General features: G+C 72.1%; 16 protein-coding genes. 4 read left to right on the forward strand and 12 right to left on the reverse strand.

Translation table 11 applies throughout. The annotated features are described in order from the left end of the window. Positions 1-2 precede the first annotated feature (2 nt). Positions 3-2,015, reverse strand: a complete 2,013-nt coding sequence (locus AB0I03_RS06305; RefSeq protein WP_360407306.1) for an ABC transporter ATP-binding protein — start codon at positions 2,013-2,015, stop codon at positions 3-5. Next, entirely contained in the window at positions 2,015-3,763 is a 1,749-nt protein-coding gene (locus tag AB0I03_RS06310) for an ATP-binding cassette domain-containing protein (protein WP_360407309.1), read from the reverse strand. The genes AB0I03_RS06305 and AB0I03_RS06310 overlap by 1 nt, the downstream gene beginning before the upstream one ends. A gap of 101 nt (positions 3,764-3,864) precedes the next feature. On the opposite strand from AB0I03_RS06310, the gene AB0I03_RS06315 reads away from it, so the two are divergent. From AB0I03_RS06315 to AB0I03_RS06325, 3 genes are read left to right on the forward strand one after another with little or no spacing between them, the layout of a single operon-like run. Next, positions 3,865-4,944: an iron ABC transporter permease gene (locus tag AB0I03_RS06315; protein ID WP_360407312.1), complete on the forward strand. Its 1,080-nt coding sequence runs from the start codon at positions 3,865-3,867 to the stop codon at positions 4,942-4,944. A gap of 29 nt (positions 4,945-4,973) precedes the next feature. Then, positions 4,974-5,942 (forward strand): ABC transporter substrate-binding protein, encoded by a 969-nt coding sequence (locus AB0I03_RS06320; RefSeq protein WP_360407315.1) that lies wholly within the window; start codon positions 4,974-4,976, stop codon positions 5,940-5,942. After that, entirely contained in the window at positions 5,939-6,724 is a 786-nt protein-coding gene (locus AB0I03_RS06325) for an ABC transporter ATP-binding protein (protein WP_360407318.1), read from the forward strand. Before AB0I03_RS06320 ends, AB0I03_RS06325 begins: the two co-directional genes overlap by 4 nt. Before the next feature lie 122 nt (positions 6,725-6,846). Here AB0I03_RS06325 and AB0I03_RS06330 read toward each other — a convergent pair whose 3' ends face one another. From AB0I03_RS06330 to AB0I03_RS06350, 5 genes are all read right to left on the reverse strand, one after another. After that, complete coding sequence (locus tag AB0I03_RS06330; RefSeq protein WP_360407321.1) at positions 6,847-7,623, reverse strand: class I SAM-dependent methyltransferase; 777 nt, start codon at positions 7,621-7,623, stop codon at positions 6,847-6,849. Between the two features lie 37 nt (positions 7,624-7,660). Next, positions 7,661-7,852, reverse strand: coding sequence for a hypothetical protein (locus AB0I03_RS06335; protein WP_360407324.1), 192 nt, complete (start codon positions 7,850-7,852; stop codon positions 7,661-7,663). Continuing rightward, entirely contained in the window at positions 7,849-9,084 is a 1,236-nt protein-coding gene (locus tag AB0I03_RS06340; protein WP_360407327.1) for a GTP-binding protein, read from the reverse strand. The genes AB0I03_RS06335 and AB0I03_RS06340 overlap by 4 nt, the downstream gene beginning before the upstream one ends. Positions 9,085-9,163: 79 nt before the next feature. Next, a complete protein-coding gene (locus AB0I03_RS06345; protein ID WP_360407330.1) occupies positions 9,164-10,198 on the reverse strand; it encodes a GTP-binding protein in 1,035 nt (344 codons plus the stop codon). Positions 10,199-10,241: 43 nt separating this feature from the next. Beyond that, the gene (locus AB0I03_RS06350) at positions 10,242-12,092 is read right to left on the reverse strand and encodes a heavy metal translocating P-type ATPase (RefSeq protein WP_360407333.1); all 1,851 of its coding nucleotides are present in this window, start codon (positions 12,090-12,092) and stop codon (positions 10,242-10,244) included. A gap of 56 nt (positions 12,093-12,148) precedes the next feature. Here AB0I03_RS06350 and AB0I03_RS06355 point away from each other — a divergent pair, with 56 nt between their 5' ends. Then, a complete protein-coding gene (locus tag AB0I03_RS06355) occupies positions 12,149-12,490 on the forward strand; it encodes a metalloregulator ArsR/SmtB family transcription factor (RefSeq protein WP_360407336.1) in 342 nt (113 codons plus the stop codon). A gap of 56 nt (positions 12,491-12,546) precedes the next feature. On the opposite strand, the gene AB0I03_RS06360 is transcribed toward AB0I03_RS06355, so the two are convergent. From AB0I03_RS06360 to AB0I03_RS06380, 5 genes are read right to left on the reverse strand one after another with little or no spacing between them, the layout of a single operon-like run. Then, positions 12,547-13,395, reverse strand: a complete 849-nt coding sequence (locus AB0I03_RS06360) for an anchored repeat-type ABC transporter permease subunit (RefSeq protein WP_360407339.1) — start codon at positions 13,393-13,395, stop codon at positions 12,547-12,549. Further along, positions 13,392-14,213 (reverse strand): anchored repeat-type ABC transporter ATP-binding subunit, encoded by an 822-nt coding sequence (locus AB0I03_RS06365; protein WP_360407342.1) that lies wholly within the window; start codon positions 14,211-14,213, stop codon positions 13,392-13,394. The genes AB0I03_RS06360 and AB0I03_RS06365 overlap by 4 nt, the downstream gene beginning before the upstream one ends. Further along, positions 14,203-15,639 (reverse strand): TIGR03773 family transporter-associated surface protein, encoded by a 1,437-nt coding sequence (locus AB0I03_RS06370; RefSeq protein ID WP_360407345.1) that lies wholly within the window; start codon positions 15,637-15,639, stop codon positions 14,203-14,205. Before AB0I03_RS06370 ends, AB0I03_RS06365 begins: the two co-directional genes overlap by 11 nt. Next, complete coding sequence (locus AB0I03_RS06375; protein ID WP_360407348.1) at positions 15,636-17,141, reverse strand: anchored repeat ABC transporter, substrate-binding protein; 1,506 nt, start codon at positions 17,139-17,141, stop codon at positions 15,636-15,638. Before AB0I03_RS06375 ends, AB0I03_RS06370 begins: the two co-directional genes overlap by 4 nt. Then, positions 17,138-18,298, reverse strand: a complete 1,161-nt coding sequence (locus tag AB0I03_RS06380) for a DUF916 domain-containing protein (RefSeq protein ID WP_360407351.1) — start codon at positions 18,296-18,298, stop codon at positions 17,138-17,140. The genes AB0I03_RS06375 and AB0I03_RS06380 overlap by 4 nt, the downstream gene beginning before the upstream one ends. Positions 18,299-18,332: the final 34 nt, after the last annotated feature.

Below are 18,332 nucleotides of genomic sequence, written 5' to 3' on the forward strand. Positions count from 1 at the left end.
CGCTAAAGTTGATCTTGGTCGCTCCGCGACCCCTCGCGGGGCCGCGGAGCGCCAGGGAGTGGGGCCGCCCGCTTGAGCAGCGGGCGGCCTCCGTGTCTTACTGGGCCCACGCGAACGCGGTGGACACCGTCGCGTGGTTGTTCGAGTTCGGCGCGAGGAGCTTCTCCGCGGCGCGCTCGGTCGCGACCGGCTTGACGGCGATCTTCTTCTGCTGCTTCATGATTCACCTCCTTCAGCGATAGTTCAGCGAACGGCCGGGGCGGTCGCCCGGGGTCTTCGGCCCGGGCGAGCAGCGAGCGGTACTCCGCGCTGCGCTCGAGCAGTTCAGGGTGCGTGCCCTCGGCGGCGACCGCGCCGTCCACGAGGAGGATCACGCGGTCGGCGTGGCGGATGGTCGAGACGCGGTGGGCGATCACGATCGTGGTGCGCCCGGCCTGGACCTCGGCGACGGCGCGGGCGAGTGCCTGCTCCCCCACGGCGTCGAGGTGCGCGGCGGCCTCGTCCATGACCAGGACGTCCGGTTCCCGCAGGAACGCCTGCGCGATGGCGAGCCGCTGGCGCTGCCCGCCGGACACGGTGGAGCCGTTCTCGCCGACCGGCTCGTCGAGGCCGTTCGGCCAGTCCCGCACGGTGTCGGCGAGCTGCGCGCTCTCCAGGGCCTTCCACATGGCGGGCTCGGTCGCGTCAGGGTCGGCGAGGAGCAGGTTGGAGCGGATGGTCCCGCGGAACACGTAGGGGTGCTGGGGAATCAGCGCGATCCGCTCCCGGGCGTCCGCCAGGCGGATCGAGGCGAGGTCCTCGCCGTCGAGGACGATCCGGCCCGCGACCGGGTCCCAGAAGCGGATGAGCAGGTGCGCGATCGTGGTCTTGCCCGCGCCGGAGGCGCCGACGAGGGCCACGTGCTCACCAGGGGCGATGCGGAGGTCGAGTCCCTTGAGGACCAGCGTGCCCGGTTCGTACGCGAAGTCGACCGCCTCGAAGCGGACCTCGCCGGCCCGTGGCCCGGTCGCGGCCCGGTCGGTGTCGGCGACCTGGGCGGGGGCGTCGAGCACGTCGAGCAAGCGGGCCGCGGCGGCGGACATCTCCCCCAGCCGCTGGAACATCGGGAAGACGCCCGCAGCGGGAGCGAACGCGGCGGCCAAGAGGACCACGGCGGCCGGGAACAGGGCCGGATCGAGGCTCCCCGCGCGCACCGCCGAGGCCAGCGCCACGACGAAACCGATCATCGTGGCGGCGACGATGAGGTCCGCGAGGGCGCTCTCGGCTCCGGCGCGGAGCGCGAAGGCCCGCTTGCGGCGCTGGACGCGGGCGGTCGTGTCGAGCACGCGGCGGCGCTGGTGGGCGGCGAGGCCGAGCGAGAGCATCTCGCGCAGTCCTTCGGCGCCTTCCAAGGCGATGGCCTTGAGCTCGGCAAGTTCGTCGCGCACCGCTTTGCCTTGGCGCGCTTGGAGGGGGCCCATGAGCCAGGGCACCGCGAGGAGCGCGGCGACGCCGGCGAGGGCGATCAACGCGGCGGGGCCGACGAGCGCGAAGAGGGCGCCGATGACGATGAGCGGTCCGGCGACCGCGCAGATCGCCGCGCCCACGGTGTGGGCGTAGAACCATTCGAGGCTCTCGATGTCGGCCATGGCCGCGCCGGAGACCTCGCCCGCGCGGCGGCGCTTCATGCCGCCGGGGGTGATCCGCTCGATCGCGTCGTGCAGGCGCAGCCGCAGCGCGTCGAGGACCTTGTAGGCCAGGACGTGGCTCATCCAGGACTCGGCCCACACGAAGGCGCTGTGGGCGATGACCGCTCCGGCGAGGGCGATGAGGAGGAGCCTGACGAGGCCGGTGTCGGTGGGATCGGCGACGAGCACGGCCGCGGCGTAGGCGCTCAGGCCCGAGGCGAGCGCGCCGAACGCCTGGAAGGCGGCGATGCTGAGCGTGGACCGCACGAACAGGCCGCGGTGCTCGCCGACGACGCCGACGAGTCGCAGGACCGGCTTCAGGAGTGCCGCGTTGCCGTTGGGGCGCATCAGACGCCGACCTCCGTTCGCTGGGCGCGCTCGAGCCGGGCGAAGAGGCCGTCGCGCGCGATGAGCTCCTCCCAGGTGCCGGTCTCGGCGACCCGTCCGGCGTCGAGGACGCAGATGACGTCGGCCTCGCGGACCGAGGCGATCCGGTGGGCGATGACCACTGTGGTCACCGGGATGCCGCTGCCGGTGCGCCTACCGGAGAGCGCCGCGTAGACCTCGGCTTCGCGGCGGGCGTCGAGGGCGCTGGAGGCTTCGTCGAGGACGAGGATCGGCGCGTCTTTAAGGAGGGCGCGGGCGATGGCGAGGCGCTGGCGCTGGCCGCCGGACAGGAGTGAGCCGCCGTCGCCCACCTGGGTGTCGAGGCCGCCGCGGCGCTCATCGTCCACTTCGGTCACTCCGGCGGTGGCGAGGGCGTCGCGCAGGGCGGCGTCGTCGGCGTCGGGCGCGACCAGGCGCAGGTTCTCGGCGACGGTGCCCGCGAAGAGCAACGGCGACTGGGAGACGACGGCGACGGCGTCGGTGCACTGCTCGCGGGTGAGGTCGGCGGTGGGGGCGCCGCCGATGCGCAGCTCGCCCTCGTCGGGCAGGGCCAGGCGCAGGAACAGGTTCGCGAGGGTGGACTTGCCGGAGCCGGAGGGGCCGACGACCGCTAGGGTCTGCCCGGTCCGGACGGCGAGGTCCACGTCGGCGAGCGCCGGGGTCTCCGCGCCGGGGTAGGTGAAGCCGAGCCCCGACGCTTCGATGGCGGTCGCGTCCGGTGCCAGGCGCGGGCCGTCCGCCGCGCGGGCCGGCTCGGGGGGCTTGGGGGCGTTGAGGATCGGCAGGACCCGGCGTCCGGCCGCGACGCCGAAGTACCCGGCGTGCCAGTGGTTGGCGAGCTCCTTGAACGGGCGGAACGCCTCGAAGGCGACGAGTGCGACGGCGAAGAGCGCGGTCGCCTCGAGCGCGCCGGAGCCGACGCGGGCGATGCCCACGGCCAGCGCGATGGCAGGCCCGGCGAGGAGGAACACGGCGGTGAGCCCGGACTCGATGAACGAGACCTTCATCTGGCGCAGGGTGGCGTCGAGGAGGTTCCCGGAGGAGCGTTCGAGGTCACTGCGGCGGCGTCCGGCCGCGTTGAGCGCCTTCAGGGTCGTCATGCCGCGCAGGGAGTCGACCACGTCGGCGTTGAGGTCCGAGTAGGCCTCCCAGTGGGACTCGCCGCGGTCGGCCAGGAGCTTGTCCCACAGGCGGGGGGTGAACGGCACGGCGAGGGCGACGGCGCCGGTCACGGCGGCCACGACCGGGTCGATGAACGCGAGGAGGACCACGGCCCCGATCGAGGTGACGACGGTGACGACCAGGTGCGGGACGTAGCGGCCGAAGTACGGCTCGAGGCTCTCGACCGCGTCGGTCATGAGTGACTGCCGGTGGCCGCTGCGCTCGCGGCCCAGCGCGATCGGGCCCGCCTCGGTCTGGGCGTCGAGGAGGCGGGCGCGCAGGTCGGACTTGAAGCGGGTGGCGACGGCGTGGACGGTGAGTTCACGGGCGAAGACGAGGGCGGGGCGGGCGCAGAGGGCGGCGGCGAGCAGGCCGAGCCAGACCGTGATCTCGGTGAGGGACCGCCCGGTGGTGACGCCGGAGAAGATCTCGGCGGTGACGAAGGCCTGGCCGATCGCGGCCGCGCTGATTGCGAGTCCGATCAGGATGAGCAGCGCCATGAGCGGCGCTGCGTTGCGGGCCAGGGGGATCAGCCGCAGATGGATCAAGGGGGCGCCCTTCGGTCGACTCAGGTTGTTGCGAACGACTGGCATCATGCTAGCTTGTTGGGAACGATTGTCAATACTGAAATTTCACGCAGAGGAGTCGCATGGCGACGGTGGTGGAGCCGAAAGGGCAGGTCGAGACGCGCACCGCCGCACCGGGACGACGCCGCGCACTCCGCGGTGCGATCTGGATCACCCTCATGGCCGCGGTACTGGTGGCCTCCCTCCCCATCGCCGTCGGCGTCGGCCCCGTCCCGATCGACGCGGGCACTGTCACCCGCATCCTCGTGCACCACCTCTTCGGTTACGGCGCAGCGGACTGGGCGGTCTCGGACGACAACATCGTGTGGGGCCTGCGCGCTCCCCGGGCCCTCCTCGGCGCGTGCGTCGGCGCGGCCCTCGCCGTCGCCGGCACCGCCGTCCAGGCCCTCGTCCGCAACCCCCTCGCCGACCCCTACCTCCTCGGCGTCGCCTCCGGCGCCTCCACCGGGGCCGCCGCGAGCATCCTCTTCGGATTCGGCGCCGGCGTCCTCGGCCTCACCGGCTCCGCCCTCGTCGGCGCCCTCGCCGCGATCGCCCTCGTCTTCGCCGTCGCCCGCACCGGCGGCACCCTCATCGGCGCGCGCCTCGTCTTCGCCGGCATCAGCGTCGCCTTCGCGCTCTCCGCGCTCACCAACTTCCTGATCTTCGCCTCCGACTCGCGCGACGGCGCCCGCGCCGTCATGTTCTGGTCCCTCGGCTCACTCGCCCAGGCGCACTGGGGCACCCTGCCGATCGCCGCCGCCGCGGCCGTCGTCATCACCCTCGCCATGACCGGCTGGGGACGCCGACTCGACGCCCTCGCCATCGGCGACGACGCCGCCCACAGCCTCGGCACCGACCCGACCCGCTTCCGCGCCATGGCAGCGCTCCTCGTCGGCTTCGCCGTCGCCGCCGCCGTGGCCGTCGCCGGCGCCATCGGGTTCGTCGGCCTCGTCGTCCCGCACCTCGTGCGGCTCATGGTCGGCGCCTCCCACCGCCTCGTCGTCCCCGCCTCCGCACTGGCCGGAGCGATCCTGCTGGTGTGGGCGGACGCGCTGGCCCGCACGCTGCTCGCCCCCGGCGAGATCCCCCTGGGCATCCTCACCGCGCTGGTGGGCACGCCCCTGCTCATCATCCTGGTGCGCCGCCAAGGCGCCCGCTGAACACCGAACCCTAAGGAGACCCGATCCTGATGCGCCCCAAGCTGATCCCGGCCGCCACCGCGGCAGCGCTCACGTTCACCCTGGTCGCGTGCGGCTCCGGCCCCGAGACCGAGCAGTCCGCCGAGGCCGACTCGCAGTACCCGCTCACCGTCCAGAACTGCGGTGAGGACGTCACCATCGAGGCCGAGCCCGAGGCGGTCCTCACCATCGGGCACAGCGCGGTCGCGCTGCTGGACGCGGCCGGGGCGACCGACCGCATCGTCGCCCGCTCCGGCGAGTTCGAAGCGCCGCTGCCCGAAGGGCTCCAGAACCCGCCGGACGACATCGAGGTCATCGACCAGGCCGACCCGGCCGCCGAGGCCATCATCGGCACGGGCGCGGACATCGTCATCGGGTACGGCCTCTTCACGGCCGCACCGGAAGCGCTCGAGGCCGCGGGCATCCCGAACCTCATCGTCGCGGGCGAGTGCAACCACGACGAGGCCGTGGTCGAGGCCATCGGCTTCGAGTCGGTCTTCGCCGACATCGAACGCTACGGCGAGGTCTTCGGCACCCAGGACGCCGCCGCCGCGAGCATCGAGGGCTTCCAGGCCGAACTGACGGAGCTGGAGGCGCAGGCCCCGGCCGAGACCCAGACCGCCGCCTCGGTCTACTACTGGTCCTCCTCCTCGAGCATGAGCGCCCACGGCGGTCTCAGCATGGCCAACGACCTGCTCGAACGCGCCGGCCTCGAGAACGTCTACGCCGCCGAGCAGTCCGCCTACTTCGAGGCGAACTTCGAGACCCTGCTCGACGCCGACCCGCAGGTCATCGTCCTCAGCTACGGCGGCTACGGCGAGAGCTTCGAGGACGCGAAGGCGAAGCTCCTGTCCGAGCCCGGCGCCGCCGATCTCCAAGCGGTGCAGAATGACCGGATCATCGGCGTCAGCGCCACCGACGTGAACCCCGACCAGGGCGCGCTCCGCGGCCTCGCCACCCTCATCGAAGGCGCCGCATGATCGAGACCAGCGGTCTGGCCGTCACGTACGGCCGGACCGCCGCTCTCGGCGGGGTCGACCTCACGGCCGCCGACGGCCGGGTGACAGGGCTGGTCGGCCCGAACGGCAGCGGCAAGTCCACCATGCTCCGCGCCCTCCTCGGCGCGGTCCGCCGCGCCGGCGGCACCGCCACAGTGGACGGCGATGACCTCGCGTCGCTGAAGCCGCGCCAGCGGGCCGAGCGCCTGGCCGCCGTCGCACAGGAGGAGCACAGCGAGTTCCCGCTGACCGTATGGGAATCGGTGCTGCTGGGGCGGTCGGTGCACCGCGGCGGCTGGAGCTCCTACACCGATGCGGACCGGGACGCCGCCCACGAGGCCATGCGCCAGACCGGCATCGACGCCCTCGCCGACCGGCCGCTGAGCGGCCTCTCCGGCGGCGAGCGCCAGCGCGCCCTCATCGCCCGCGCGCTCGCCCAGGCCGCGACGCACCTGCTGCTGGATGAGCCCACGAACCACCTCGACGTGCGCTACCAGCACGAGATCCTGTCGCTCGTCAACGGCCTGCCGTTGTGCACGGTCACCGTGCTGCACGACCTCAACCTCGCGGCCCGGTACTGCGACACGCTGGTGCTCCTCGACGAGGGCCACGTGGCGGCGGCGGGCCCGCCCGAAGCGGTCCTGCGCCCGGAGATCATCGAGCCGGTCTACCGGATCGCGGTGAGCCGCATCGACATCGAAGGCGTCCCGCAGCTCCTGTTCCGCCCGCTCGACCCTCCCACTAGTGGAAACAATTTCCAATAATGATCACGATCGGGTGACACTGTCGCACCCCTGTGGGACGTTGTCCTTTTCATCGGTAGTGGTGAAGGTGGGAACGGGCGGGTACCCGGGGCCGCCCGTATGCGCGCCGAACGGCGCCGACTTCAATCCTTGGCGGCCAGGGTCTCCAGGTAGTCGACCGGGAGCACGAAGCGGCCGGATTCGGTGCGGCCGCGGGCGGCGAAGAGCTCCCTGAGTTCGGACTCGAGGTCGCTCCACCGGCCGGTCGGCTCCACTGCGGCGCGGATGCCGAGCCAGGCCGGATTGTTCTCGGTGATGTCGCCGACGGCATGGTCGAGGCCGTCCCAGACGACGTCGACCGTGCGGACGGCGAACTGGAGGCGCACGGGCAGGCCCGCGAACACCTCGGTGACGCTCTCGGCCCGGGTCCAGCGCTCGATCGGCGAACCGCCGCCACCGGGCAGGTACGGGCCGACCATCGGCCCCATCGAGCCGAACGCCGACTCGGGGGTCCACGCCAGGACGGCGATCCGGCCCCCGCTGCGGCACAGCCGCACGAGTTCGGCCGCCATCGCCTCCGGGTCGGGCGCGAACATGCAGCCGAAGGCCGAGGCCACGAGGTCGAAGGCGGCATCGCCGAGCGGGACGGCCGTCATGTCCGCCTCGATCCACTCGACCGCGACGCCCGCGTCGCCGGCGCGCCGCTTCGCGACCTCCAGCAGCTTCGGTGCGGCGTCGAGACCGGTTGCGCGGGCTCCCGCCTGCGCGGCGGCGATCGCGAAGGGCCCTGGGCCGCAAGCGATGTCGAGGACGTCCATGCCGGGTCGGACCGTCGTTTCGGCCAACTGCCGGCTTGCGGCGGCCCAGCGGTCGCCGTTCGAGGCGTAGTCGCCCATGCTCCACAAGGTTCCTGGTTGCACGTTCACTCCTTGGTCGGGCCGCCGTGGCGGCGAGGGTTCAGGATGCCACGGGGACCGGCTCGGCCGTGGGCGTCGCGAGGCGCGCCTGCCCACGAAGTGCCAGCGGCAGGCCCGCGACGGTGAGCACCAGTCCGGCGGCGAGGCGCCGGTACCGCTCGGCGTCCTTGAGGGCGCTGTCGAGCAGCCAGTTCGTGTGCTCGGCGTAGTCGAGTGCGACCTGCTTGCTCAATGTGCGCTCCCTGCGTGTGCGTGGTCGTGGTGGTCCTCGAACCCGTGGGCGTCCCAGGGCTCGAACGGGTCGGTGCCGAGGGCTTCGCCTTCGCAGACGAGGCATTCGCGCAGCGCGTGCCCGAGTGCCGCGTGGTCGAGGGCGACGCCGATGAACACGAGCTCCTGGCCCTGCTCGGCGTCGCGGGCGGCGAAGGGGTCGAAGCGGGCGACGGCACCGGCCTGGGACCACAGGGCGGTCACCTCCGGTCGGGTGCCGAGCCAGAAGAAGCCCTTGGAGCGGAGCACCGTGCCGAAGCGCCCGGAGTCGAGTTCCTGCACGAAGCGCCACAGCCGCTCGGGGTGGAACGGCGCCGCGTCGCGGAAGAGCAGGCTGGAGATGCCGTACTCCTCGGTCTCGGGCACGTGCTCGCCGTTGATCTCCTTGACCCAGCCAGGCGCCTCCTGTGCGCGGTCGAGGTCGAAGCGGCCGGTGCCCAGGACGCTCGCGACGTCGATGCGGCCGTGGCTGGACCGGATCAGGCGCGCGTCGGGGTTGAGGCGGCGCAGCACCGCCTCGACGCGGTCGGCCTCGGCGGCGGTGACGAGGTCGGTCTTGTTGAGCACCAGCACATCGGCGAACTCGATCTGGTCGACGAGGAGGTCGGACACCGTGCGGTCGTCGTCCTCGTAGGCGTCGAGTCCGCGCGAGACGAGGTCGTCGCCGCGTTGGAGCTCGATGAGCAGGTTCGCGGCGTCGACGACAGTGGCCATGGTGTCGAGCTCGGTCAGATCCGAGAGGAGGCCATGGTTGGAAAGGCTCGAGTCGGAAAGGCTCGAGTCGGAAAGGCTCGAGTCGGAAAGGCTCGAGTCGGAAAGGGCCGAGTCGGATGGGCTTGGGTCGAGCTCGCCGAAGGCGAAGGTCGCGGCGACGGGCATGGGTTCGGAGATGCCGCTGGACTCGATGAGCAGGTAGTCGAAGCGGCCGTCGCGGGCGAGCCGGGCGGCCTCTTCGAGGAGGTCGTCGCGGAGGGTGCAGCAGATGCACCCGTTGCTGAGCTCGACGAGGCGCTCCTCGGTGCGGGAGAGGCTGCCGCCGTCGCGCACGAGGTCGGCGTCGATGTTGACTTCGCTCATGTCGTTGACGATGACCGCGACGCGCAGGCCCTCGCGGTTGCCCAGCACATGGTTGAGCAGCGTGGTCTTGCCCGCGCCGAGGAACCCCGACAACACCGTGACCGGCAGTTTCTGCATCGACAACCCTCCGTTAATGGAAATGGTTGTCAGTTTAGTTGATGTGCGGCCGGCACCCTCCTCCGGTGGCGCCTCGCCATCACCGACTCAGGTCGCGCAGCCGCAGAAGTCGCCGCAGCCCCTCGGGATTGCGGCCGGTGGTCGGCGCGAGGGCGGCCTCGAGCCGCGGTCGCACCGCCTCCGCGTCGAGGCTGGTCCCGATGGCGACCATCTCACCGCCGCGGGCGGCCTCGGCGCGGTCGGCGATGTGGACCTGGTCCCCGACGACGTTCACTATGAAACTCCGCAGGCCGCGGCCCGTGTCGACGGTGACCGTGCCTTTGATCCGGTAGGCGCCCGGCGGCGGGTCCTCGCACAGCTCGATCAGGCCGCCGGGGTCCACGGCGGCAGCGGTTCGCACCGTGACGGCCGCCGCGTGCCGGTGGCCCTCGTGGTGGTGCGCCTGCCTGGCAAGGGCCGCAAAGGGAAGCTCGTCCTGCGGGTCGTCGGCGGAGGCGACGTCGTACACGAGCTCCGGGTCCACCCGGCCGCGCGAGGTGCGCACGATGTGGATGCCGGGGTTGACTTCGCGGATGCGCGCCTCGATCGCGGCGAGCGCGGACTCGGCCTGGTCGGCGGGGAGCCGGTCGATCTTGTTGATCACCGCCAGCGTCGCGACGGCGAACCGCGCGGGCGGCGGGCCGTCGAGGTCCACAGTGGTGAAATGCTCGACCGCGTCGACGACGTCGATGACGCCGCCCGGCCGCACCCCCGCCACCTTGCTGGCCCGGATCATCCAGGCCAGCGCGCCCGGTTCCGCGATGCCGCTGGCCTCGACGATGACGGCGTCGAGGCGGCGGCGCGGATCGGTCAGCCGCTCCAGGGCGAGGTCGAGGCCGCCGGCGTCGTCCAGGCAGCAGAGGCAGCCGCCGGAGATCGAGACCGGCTCGTCGATCTGCCCGGTCACCAGGGCGGCGTCGACGTTCACCGAGCCGAAGTCGTTGACGACCACGCCGACCCGCGCGCCCGGGCGGCTCAAGAGATGGTTGAGCAACGTCGTCTTCCCCGCGCCGAGATGACCGGACAGGACGATGACCGGCACCCGGCCGGTGTCGTTGAAGGCGAGGCTGCTCACCCGCAGAGGGTAACCGGGCGCGGTCGGCGCGCCGCTGGAGCACTCATTCCTTCCAGTGGCGGCGGCTCAGCAGGCGCAGGCCGTTGAGGCCCACGATCACCGTGGAGAGCTCGTGGCCCGCGACGCCGAGCACCAGCGGCAGGTCACCGAACAGGTCCCAGGCGGCGAGGACCGCGATCACGGCGGCGGCGAAGGCCAGGTTGGCGCGGGCGATGCGCCTCGCCTTGCGCGCCAGGTCGATCGCGGCGGGCAGCGCGGTGAGGCGCTGGCCGACGAGGACCACGTCGGCCGATTGCAGGGCCAAGTCCGAAGCGGTGCCGCCCATGGCGGCGCCGACATGGGACGCGGCGAGCGCGGGCGCGTCGTTGATGCCGTCGCCGATGTAGAGGGTCCGGGTCCCGGCGAGGCGGTCGGCCTTGTCGCCAGGCAGCAGGGTCGCCTCGGCGTCGCGGATGCCCACGGCGGCGGCGACGCGCTGCGCGGCGGCGGGATGGTCGCCGGTGAGCAGTCGCGGTTCGGTGCCGAGCCGCTCCTTGATGCTGTCGATCGCTTGGGCCGCATCGGGTCTCACCGAGTCGGTCAGGCCGAACACGCCGAGGGGGCGCTTGTCTGCGATGACGACGGCCACGGTGAGGCCCGCGGCTTCGAACTCGGCCACGGTCGCGCGGGCTTCGGCGTCGTCTTCGGCCTGCTCGAGGAGTACGGGGTGGCCGACCAGGAGCTCGACGCCGTCGACCACGGCCCGGACGCCTCGGCCGGGCATCGCCTGGAACTCGGTCGCCTCGGCGGGCTCGTCGAGCGCGGTGAGGACGCGGCCGATCGGGTGCTCGGAGCGGGCTTCGGCCGCCGCCGCGAGACGGCGGAGGCGCACTTCGTCGCCATCGAAGGCCCGGATTCGTTCGACTTCGGGCCGCCCGGTCGTGAGCGTCCCGGTCTTGTCGAACGCGGCCCGGTCGACTTCCGCCAGGCGCTCCATCATCAAGGCGCTCTTGACGAGCACGCCTTGGCGTCCGGCGAGCGCCACGGCGGCGAGGAGCGGTGGCATGGTCGCGAGGACGATCGCGCAGGGGCTGGCGACGATCATGAACGTCATGGCGCGCAGCAGGGTCGGCTCGAACGCCGCGCCCGCCAGGAGCGGGATGCCGATGAGTGCGAGGGTCGCGGCGACGACGGCGAGCGAGTAGGGCTGTTCGACCCGTTCGATGGTCAATTGGGTCTTGGACTTCGCCTCCGAGGCCTCTTCGACCTGGCGGGCGATGCGGGCGAGCACGGTGTCGGCGCTGGCGCGGTCCACTCGCACTTCGAGTGCACCGGTGCCGTTCACCGTGCCGGCCAGGACCTGCGAGCCGACGGCTTTGCGGCCGGGCAGGGCCTCGCCGGTGAGCGTCGACTCGTCCACCTCGGATTCGCCCGAGGTGACGGTGCCGTCGGCGGGGACGCGGTCGCCGGGCCGCACGAGCACCAGGTCGCCGGGGACCAGCGCGGCGGCGTCCACAGTGTCCTCCCGGCCGCCGGTGATCCGCACGGCCCGGTCGGGGGCGTGCTCGAGGAGGCTGCGCACCGAGTCGGCGGTGCGCTCGGTGAGGACCGCTTCGAGCGCGCCGGAGGTCGCGAAGATGACGATGAGCAGGGCTCCGTCGAACCACTGGCCGATCGCGGCGGCGGCGACGGCCGCGATGACCATCAAGAGGTCGACTTCGAAGCGCGGCTTGCGCAGCGCGGCCAGGCCCTCCCATGCCGGGCCCCAGCCGCCGGCCGCGTAGCAGGCGAGGTAGGCGGGCAGCCAGACCCAGACGGGGGCGCCGGCGAGCTGGGCGATGCCGCCCGCCGCGAAGAAGGCGAGGGCCGCGGCGGCCCAGCGGACGTCGGCCAGCCGGAACATACTCTGGAACATGCGCATCATCTTATATTCGCAGATACGCAGATAACGAGACGGGGTAAGCTGAGCGCATGCACGAGGGGATCGAGGACTTCACGATGCCGGGCGACGAGCAGGCGCGCGCCGCCGCCGACGCGCTGCGGATGCTCGCCGACCCGACCCGCCTCAAACTCATGTGGGCGCTCCTGCAGGGCGAGGAGAACGTCGCCTGCCTCGCCGACCTCACCGGCGCCCGCCCCACCGCCGTCAGCCAGCACCTGGCCAAACTCCGCCTCGCCGGGCTCGTCCACACCCGCCGCGAAGGCACCTTCGTCTACTACTCGGCGGCCGGCCACCATCTGCGGCCGCTCCTCGAACAGGTCCTCTCCCACGCCGCCGACGTGACCGGCACGCCCAGCCCCGTCGAATCCTGAGCCCGTGCACGGTGAAGCGGGCCCGGCCGGTGGCCGGGCCCGCTTCGTCGTGCGCGTTACGGCGAGCTCGTCGCGCGCCGCTTCCAGAGGAGCCCGTGCTTCGGCGCGGCCAACCAGGCGAGCAGGAACATGCCGGTCAGGACCAGCACGATCATGCCGCCGGCCGCCAGGTTGTAGTGGTAGGAGACGTAAAGGCCCGCAACCGATCCGGACGCCGCCAGGACGCAGGCGGCAATGGTCATCGTCCCCAGCCGCTCGGTGGCCATCCGGGCCGTCGCCGCCGGGGTCACCAGCAGCGCCAGGACGAGCACGTTCCCGACCGCCTGGAGCGCGACGACGATCGCGGCCGTGACCATCGCGTACAGGACCATGTCGAGCAGCAGCACCGGCAGACCGGACGCCTTCGCGGTCTCGCGGTCCAGGCTCACCGCGATCAGCTGGCGGCGCAGCAGGAACGTGAGCCCGACCAGGACCGCGCCCACGACCGCCACCGCGATCACATCGCCGTCGCCGAGCGCCAGGATCTGTCCGAACAGGAACGACGTGAGATCGCCCGTATAGGCGTCCTGGGTCGAGACGATCACGATCCCCAGACCGAAGGACCCGGCCCAGAACACGCCGATCACCGTGTCCTCGTTGAGCCTCCGCGTCTGGCTGATCAGCGCGATCGCCACAGCGGTCACGATCCCGGCCGCCGCGCCCGTGAGCGCCAGGTTCGCGTGGAGCACGAACCCGATCGCGACCCCCGGGAACACCGCGTGCGCCACGGCGTCGCCGATGAAGGCCATGCCGCGCAGCACGACGAACGCGCCGACCACGACGCACACCACGGCCGAGACGAGCGCGACGACGAACGCGCGCTGCATGAACGGCAGCTGCCACGGCTCGACCAGCCACTCGATCATGTCGCCTCCCGCGCGGTGCCGGTGAGCAGCAGCTCGGACTCGGCGACCCCGAACGCCCGCAGCCACAGTGCCGGGTCGTCCAGTTCGGACGGCGGACCGTCGGCGACCACGGTGCGATTGAGCAGGCACAGCCGGGTGCAGACCGCCCGCGCCTGCGTCAGGTCGTGCGTGGTCATCAGGATCGCGGTGCCCTCCTCGGCGAGCTGGCCGAGGAGCCCGACCAGGAGTTCCTGGGTGGGCACGTCGACTCCGGTGAACGGTTCGTCGAGCAGCAGCAGCCCGGGTTCGCGGGCCAGCGCCCGGGCGACGAGCACGCGCTGGCGCTGGCCGCCCGAGAGCGCCCCGATCGGGCGGCCGGCGAGGTCGGTGAGACCGACCCGTTCGACAGCGCGCGCGACGGCTTCGCGGTCGGCTCTGCGCGCAGTGCCGCCCCAGCGGGTAGCGATGCGGGCGTTGAGGATCGCCGCCGCGACGGTAATCGGGAAGTCCCAGGCGAACTCGTGCTTCTGGGGGACGTATCCGAGGTGCTTGCGGGCCCCGCGTGGCGGGTTCCCGGCGATGCGGACGGTGCCGGTGTCAGGGGCGAGCAGGCCGAGGACGGCGCGGAGCAGGGTGGTCTTGCCGGCGCCGTTCGGACCGATGAGGCCCACGGTCTCACCGGGGGCGACGGCCAGGTCCACGTCGTGCAGGACCTGGTTGCCGCCGAGGGTGACCGCGACTCCGGCGACCTCCAGGCGGCACTGCGCTGCGGAGCGCTCGGGGGCCGCTTCATCGGGGGCCGCGTCTGCGAGAGCCGAGTCGTCGCGGTCAGCTCGCATCGGTCGCTCCAGCGGGTGCAGTGCCCGAGGTGTTGCGGCGCTTGCGGGTCGCGACCATGATGACGATGCCGATCACGACCGCGATCGCCGCCGCGCCGAGGCCCCAGAGGAGCCAGCCGGTGCCGGTGGTGGGCAGGAAGCCGCCGTCGTCGTCCTTGTCGCCCGAGCCGCTGCCGGAGCCGTCACCGGATCCGCCGTCGCCGGAGCAGGCCGCGTTCGTGTCGGCGGCGTCGCCGACCGCCAGTTGGAGGTCCTTGGTGCCGGTCACCGTCTCGCCCTCGCCGGTGGTGGCGGTGAACTCGACCGTGAGGCGGTAGACGCCGGGCTCGGAGAACGTCCAGTTCCCGTGCGCGTGGGTGTTGCGCGGGATCGAGACGGTCTGCGGCAGGGCCTCGGCGGAGTTGAAGAGGATGTCAGCGCCGCCGAACGTGCCGGTGAGGAAGATCGTGAAATCGCCGGGCCCGTCCACTTCGGTCAGGTTCCAGTCGACCGCACCCGGGACGCCGTCGATGACGCTGCGGTCCTGCGTGTTCCAGCCGGGCCAGACGATGCCGGAGGCCTGCACCTGCGGGAGCATGTAGATGTCCTGGCCGGGTTCGCCGAGGAATCCGAAGTCGCCCTCGGGGATCGGGAACAGTGCGGCGTCGGGGACCTGGAGCACGACGTCTTCGAGCTCGCGCCAGACCGATTCGGAGCCGGTGTCGTCGCGCAGTTGGGCGGTCCAGGTGCCGTCCACGAAGCGGGGGCCGATGTCGATGTGGCCGTCGCCGATCACGGTGCAGGCCGCGTCGGCCTGCGCGCCACCGGTGTTGGCGTCGCCGTCGTTCGCGATCGACCGGGCCTCTGCAACCGTGGCTTCCTCGGCGGTGACGCTGTAGGTGGTCCTGGCCGCGGTGGCGGCCTGGCCGTGCCCCGTGGGGGCGGCCGAGTTCTGGCGTTCGCCGTCCTGCTGGGCCACGAGTTCGAGGGTGTACTGGCCGGGCTCGTCCACGGCCAGGACCACGGGCGTCGAAGTGCCGGCGGTCAGCGTGAACGTCACACTGTCCGCAGTGGACGCGAGTGGCGCGGCGAAACCCGCGCCCTCGAAGGTGTAGAGCCACGCCTCCCCCGGGCCTTCGGCCTTCACCAGGGACACCGCCACATCGGCGTCGGCCTCGCGGGCGTCGAGCATCGGGAAGGTCTGGCCGTCAACGGTTCCGGCGACCCACACGAGGTCACCGGCGTCACCGAGGAACGCGAAGTCCTCGCGCTCGGGCACGATCGACGGCACCGTGGCCAGTTCGGCGGGGGCGTCGATCGACAGGCGCGAGCCGGAGGTCGCGAACTCGGCGAGTCCTTCGGCCGCTTGGGCGTTCGCGGGCGCGGCGTACAGGCCCGCCGCGAGTACGGCGGCCCCCGCGAAGGCGGTTGTCCGGCGGTGTCTCATTGTTGTCCTCCCAGGCAGCGGCTGAGCTCAGAGGCGTTCTGCCGCATCATGTCGATATAGGTCGGGGCGTCTTGGGGCAGCGCGTCGCCGTGCAGGGTGCAGACCTGGACGCCCTGGTCTTCGGCCACTTGGCGCAGCACGGAAGCGCGGGCGTGCAGGTTGGGTTCGACGAAGACGGCCTGCACCTGGAGGTCCGCGATGGTCTCGGTGAGGGCTTCGACCTGCTTGGCGCTGGGTTCGGCGGCCGGGTTGGGGACGACGAACCCGGCGATCTGCATGCCGTAGGCGTCGGCGAGGTAGCCGAACGCGTCGTGCGTGGTGATGAGCTGGCGGTTCGCCTCGGGGATGGTGTCGATCGCGGCGGCGACCTCGGCGTCGAGGTCGTCGAGTTCGGCCAGGTAGGCGTCGCGGTTGGCCTCGTACGTGTCGCGCCCGTCAGGGTCGCGCTCGATGAGCGCGTCGGCGATGACCTGGACGTAGGCCTTGGCGTTGGCGACGTCCTGCCACAGGTGCGGGTCGATCTCGCCGTGCACGTGCTTGCCCAGGACGGCCTGCGGGAGCTGGTAGATCTCCTCCCCCGCCGCACCCAGGAACGCGAACTGCTCCTCGGCGGGGATCACCTCGATGGCCTTGGTCGGCACGTCGATGACGACCGAGTCGGGGGCGAGTTCGCCGCGGTCGTCGTCGCGGGCGATGAAGCCCCCGGCGTCGAGGTCGACGGTGAGGTCGACGTGGCCGCTGTCGAGGACCGTGGCCCCGGGCTGGACTTCGCGGGGGTTGACGCCGACCGCGTAAGTGAAGGTCGCCGTGCCCGCGTCAGTGGCGGCCCCGCCGTCGGTGAGGGTCGCGGCGGTGGTCAGCGTGTAGACGCCGGGTTCGGTGAAGGTCCAGTTGACGTGCGTGTGCGCGTTGGGCGGCAAGGTGATCACGTCGTCGGCGGCGAGGCCGTCGGCGGTGTTCCAGTAGATCTCGGGCTGGCCGAAGGCGTCGGTGAGGAACATGGTGGCCTGGCCCGGCCCGGTGAACTCGGTGAGGCGGATGCCGATCTCGGCCGACCGGGTGTCGGTCGCGCCGCGCACGCCGAAGCCGAGCCAGACGGTGTCGAGCTTGATGTTCTCGACCAGCGGCATCAGCTTGGCGCCGTAGGGCTCGGCGTTCTCGGCGAGGGAGAGGTTGGGGACGTCCTCGGGAACGTTCGCGTCGAAGAGCTTGATGAGCGGGTGGTCCTCGAGGAGCAGGTGGTTGGTGAAGGCGAGCTCGGCGCGGGCGACTTTCGCGGCGTCGTTCGGACTGGGCTCGTAGGAGTGCGGGTCGCCGCCGGGCGGGACGATCGTCTCGACGTTGACGCGGTCGCCGCCGACCGCTTCGGTCCAGTTCTTGATGAGCTCGGTGGTGACGACGACGTCGACGCCGTCGCTGCTCCCGCCCGCGCCGGAGCATCCGGTGAGCGCCAGCGCGGCGGCGCAGGCCGCGCCGGTCAGGATGGTGGGGGTGCGCTTCATGCTTCGGCGGGCTCCTTCTCAGATGCGCCGGCGGGTGCTTCGGCGGTGTCGGATTTCGGTGCGGGCGCGGGGTCGTCGGCCGCATCGGGGTCGGTCCGCTTCGGGTCCGGCCCGGGCTTCGGGTCAGATTCGGGACCGGCCTGGACCGCCTTGCCGCGCTTGCGTCTGCGGGCTTTGATCCAGATCCGGAGCGCAAGGACGATGAGCGCGACGACGGCGAGCTGCGTCCACGGCGGGGCCCAGAGGCCGGTCTCGTCGGCGCGCGAGGGCAGCGGCACCTCGGCGTCGACCTCGTTGACCGCTTCGGGCCGGACGGTGAGTTCGAGGTGCTCGTAGAGGAGCGGCCAGACGCCTTCGAGGCGGGCGGTGCCCTCGTAGCGGTCGCCGGGGAGGATCTGCGGGAGTTCGGCGACGATGAACTCCTCCTGCAGCAGGCCCCACGGGCCGGAGACGCGGGCCACGAGCGTCCCTTGCAGACGGACGTTGCCGGTGTTCTCCACGGCGTACTCGAAGCTCAGGTCGCCCGGTTCGATCGGGTTCCACGTGTAGTGGAAGGCCTCGTCATCGGATTCGGGCACGAGGCCCGGTTCGAGATCGCCTTGGACGCGCAGGTGGACGCGGGCGCCGACGCGCCGCTCCACCAGGATCTCGTTGCCGCTCGCGTCCGTGGTGGACTCCGTGACGGCGGCGACGATCCCGCCCACGTGGTCGCCGGGGGTGGCGTCGGCGGGCACGGTGAGCGCGAACGGCACGTCGAGGCGGGTCTGCGGCGCGATGACGAGCTGCGGTTCGTTGAAGCCGACCCAGGAGCCGACGTCGACCGGGTCCTGGTCGGAGGGCAGCAGGTCGAACGTGCCGGTCTCGGTCGTGTAGGCGTCCGAGGCGTACAGGTCCACGGTGATCGGCTCGGTGCCGAAGTTCGAGACGCCGACGAAGTCGATGAGGGTGTCGCCGGGGTCGAGCTCGTAGTCGAAGGCGGCCCGGCCGTCCGGTCCGTCCTGACTGGAGGGATTGACGCCCCAGGTGACGGCGGCGGGCTCCTCCTCCGTCTCCTGTGCGGAGGCGGCGTTCATCGCCAGCAGGGCGGCGGCGGTCAACGAGACGGCCAGCGCGGCGGCGCTCAGGACTTTGAGGCTCAAGGCGGGGACGGGTTTCACGGGGCTCTTTCGGGTCATGGTGCGGGGCGGCCTC

It is taken from the genome of Glycomyces sp. NPDC021274, from assembly GCF_040641195.1.
Lineage (GTDB): Bacteria > Actinomycetota > Actinomycetes > Mycobacteriales > Micromonosporaceae > Glycomyces.

Coding starts and splice junctions, on each gene's coding strand:
- AB0I03_RS06305 (WP_360407306.1), bottom strand. CDS start 2,015: ATGCGCCCCAACGGCAACGCGGCACTCCTGAAGCCGGTCCTGCGACTC.
- AB0I03_RS06315 (WP_360407312.1), top strand. CDS start 3,865: ATGGCGACGGTGGTGGAGCCGAAAGGGCAGGTCGAGACGCGCACCGCC.
- AB0I03_RS06320 (WP_360407315.1), top strand. CDS start 4,974: ATGCGCCCCAAGCTGATCCCGGCCGCCACCGCGGCAGCGCTCACGTTC.
- AB0I03_RS06325 (WP_360407318.1), top strand. CDS start 5,939: ATGATCGAGACCAGCGGTCTGGCCGTCACGTACGGCCGGACCGCCGCT.
- AB0I03_RS06340 (WP_360407327.1), bottom strand. CDS start 9,084: ATGCAGAAACTGCCGGTCACGGTGTTGTCGGGGTTCCTCGGCGCGGGC.
- AB0I03_RS06350 (WP_360407333.1), bottom strand. CDS start 12,092: ATGTTCCAGAGTATGTTCCGGCTGGCCGACGTCCGCTGGGCCGCCGCG.
- AB0I03_RS06355 (WP_360407336.1), top strand. CDS start 12,149: ATGCACGAGGGGATCGAGGACTTCACGATGCCGGGCGACGAGCAGGCG.
- AB0I03_RS06360 (WP_360407339.1), bottom strand. CDS start 13,395: ATGATCGAGTGGCTGGTCGAGCCGTGGCAGCTGCCGTTCATGCAGCGC.
- AB0I03_RS06365 (WP_360407342.1), bottom strand. CDS start 14,213: ATGCGAGCTGACCGCGACGACTCGGCTCTCGCAGACGCGGCCCCCGAT.
- AB0I03_RS06370 (WP_360407345.1), bottom strand. CDS start 15,639: ATGAGACACCGCCGGACAACCGCCTTCGCGGGGGCCGCCGTACTCGCG.
- AB0I03_RS06375 (WP_360407348.1), bottom strand. CDS start 17,141: ATGAAGCGCACCCCCACCATCCTGACCGGCGCGGCCTGCGCCGCCGCG.